This is a genomic window from Streptomyces sp. NPDC127098 (genome assembly GCF_042722465.1).
Lineage (GTDB): Bacteria > Actinomycetota > Actinomycetes > Streptomycetales > Streptomycetaceae > Streptomyces > Streptomyces millisiae.
The window spans coordinates 1-2,616 of sequence record NZ_JBHXFJ010000143.1; the positions used below are offsets into that span (position 1 = coordinate 1).

2 protein-coding genes are annotated in these 2,616 nt (G+C 71.7%); one reads left to right on the plus strand and one right to left on the minus strand.

Annotated features, from left to right (window positions below):
- Positions 1–231: 231 nt before the first annotated feature.
- Positions 232–1,455 carry an amidohydrolase family protein gene (locus ACFWI8_RS36200; RefSeq protein WP_387100496.1) on the minus strand — a complete coding sequence of 408 codons (1,224 nt, stop codon included), beginning with the start codon at positions 1,453–1,455 and terminating at the stop codon, positions 232–234.
- A gap of 108 nt (positions 1,456–1,563) precedes the next feature.
- On the opposite strand from ACFWI8_RS36200, the gene ACFWI8_RS36205 reads away from it, so the two are divergent.
- Entirely contained in the window at positions 1,564–2,178 is a 615-nt protein-coding gene (locus ACFWI8_RS36205) for a TetR/AcrR family transcriptional regulator (RefSeq protein ID WP_387100499.1), read from the plus strand.
- Positions 2,179–2,616: the final 438 nt, after the last annotated feature.

Sequence of the window (2,616 nt, forward strand, 5' to 3'; positions counted from 1 at the left end):
AGTTGGTCGCCGGCAAGCTCGGCGCGCATCCTGGCCCGACCAAGCCATCATCCTCTACTGGCAGGTAGGCGCAGGTCAACGAGGGCGCGGCCGGGCGCCGACAGGTCCGCGCTGAGAGCGGCCCACCGAGCACAGCACGGGCCCGCGGGGAAGGTCGCCGATCCCCCGACTGGACCCCGGCGTTGCGGCGCGGCCCGGGCCGCGCGCGGCGTGATCAGAGCGCGGGGGACGTCACAGGGCGGGCACTTCGGCGTCCCGCCCCTCTGTGGCCCCGGCCCGTGCCAGGCGGTGTCCCCGACGCCACACCGCGCGGGTGTTCAGTGTCGAGGAGAGCCGCGTGGTCGGGTCACCGTCCACGAGCACGAGGTCCGCCGAGGCGCCGGGTTCGATCCGCCCGCGGTCGGTGAGGCCGAACCGGTCAGCGGTACGCCGTGTCGCCGCGGTGAGAGCCTCGGTCGGACTCAGTCCTCCGGCCTCGAGCAGGCGTAGTTCGTCGTGCAGGCTGGCGCCGTGAGCGAGGCCCGGGGCACCGAGGTGGGCCGCGTCGGTACCGGCCAGGATCGCGACGCCGGCGGAGTGGAGCAGCGCCACTGAGCGCAGGGCGTTGGACAGCTGGGCGTTCCAGGCGAACTCGCGTGCCAGGTTGTCGCGCCACGCCGCGCTCAGGCGGGACGCCACACGCAGGTCGGCGGCCAAGCGTGGTCCGGCGCCGTCGGAGGCGCCGGAGGCGGTGACGGCCAGGGTGGTGATGACGAACATGTCCTGTTCGCGCATCCGGGTGATCAGATCGTCGCTGACGACCTCGTCATAGTGGAGGTGGGTCACGCCGTCCGCGCCCGCCTCGACAGCCACCCGCGTGGCCCTGGCGCTGAAGGCATGGACCAGAGCCATCACCCCGCGCTCGTGAGCCGCTTCGACCACCGCGGCGACGACGCCGGGCGGCACCACGGGCAGCGGTGTTCCGAACGTGGCGCCGTCCTCGACCATGATCTTGATGTAGTCCGCTCCCTCGGAGAGGCGCCCCGCGACGAAGGCGGCGGCCTCGCTCGGTTCGGTGGCGGTGGGCCACACCGGGTCGCCCAGGCCGCGCCGCAGTTGGTGGGGGTGCCCTTCGGGGTGGGCGAGGCCCCAGGAGGAGGTGCGGACATCGGCCAGGTCGAACTCGGTGCGTGCTCTCCTTCGTAGCGGGTTCATCGCCTCCGGCACCGACATCATGTCCAGCTCGGTTGTCACGCCGAAGCGCAGGGCCGTGCGCAGACCGTCCTCGTCCGTGTGGGTGTGGGCGTCGATCAGCCCGGGCAGCAGGGTTCCGCCCCCACCGTCGATCTCCTCCACCCCCTCGGGAACCTCGTGGCCGACCGCGGCGATCGTCCCGCCCTCGATGACAACCACCGAGGCATCGGCTACGTGTGCCCCGGTGAAGACCCGCGTGTTCGTGACCGCGAACCGACTCACAGCTCCTCCTTGCGGAATGTATCCCTCAGTACAGAAAAATCCGCGGCAGACTGTACCACCGAGTACGGCAACTGTGTACTCTTCGATACAGAACATGGAGGAGGGGGCATGGGGCGCACACCGACCACCGCGCGGGGGCACGCGACCCGGAGGCGCATCCTCGATTCGGCGGCGGACCTCATCCAGCAGCAGGGCGTCGCGGCGGTGACGCTCGACGATGTCGAACGCGCCGCGGGGGTCGGCCGCAGCCAGCTCTACCACTACTTCGATGACCGGGACGATCTCATCCGGTCCGTGGTTCACGCCACGGTGGACGCGGTGTTGACCGCGCAGGAGCCCCTGCTCCTGGAAGCCGACTCACTGGCCGGCATCGACCGCTGGTTCGACGCCATCGTGGCCAACGGGACGCGGCAGGATCCGGTGGGCGGTTGCGCGATCGGCTCGCTGGCCAGCCAGCTCAGCGGCCGGGACGAGCTCACCCGGCAAGCCTTCGTGGACGCCTTCGCACGATGGGAGGCACCCCTCATCGCGGGACTGCGCCGGATGCAGGAGTCGGGCGAGCTGCGCCCGGACGCGGACGTGACGGAGCTGGCCGACCTCACCATGGCCGCCATCCAGGGCGGCCTCCTGCTGGCCCAGATCCGCCGCACGCCGGACCAGCTCCGTCTCGCTCTGCATGGCGCGCGGGCAGCGTTGAGGGATGCGCTCACCCCCTCGGCGTGACACGGTTCTCCAGGCCGGCGCGCCGACCTGCCCGTGGCCGACCGCCGCCGTCCGGGCCGCAGCTGCCCACCGGCCCGATCCCGGCCGGTGCGGCGGCTCCGCAGCGCTTCCGGCGCGGGCGAGCTGGACAGTGGTCGCCAGCGTGGGCGGTTCCAACGGCGCGTAGTGAAGCCTGGTCTCGCGCACGCGCGGCATGGGGCCGCGGCCTCGGCACGGTTCGCTCGCCAGACCCAGCGATACACAGCATCGTTCGGAAGATCAGCCTGTGCGGTGCGTGCGAGAAGTCGCTCTCGCTGAGCTGGGCCAGGCCGAGGGCGCGCGGCTGCGTGCCGGCGACTACAGCGGTATGACCGGCAGCGCGGAGCCGATGTCATGGTCACTGGCGCGGCTTGGTGGCCTTGTCGATGCATGGCACGATTCGGCGGAGAGAAATTCGGG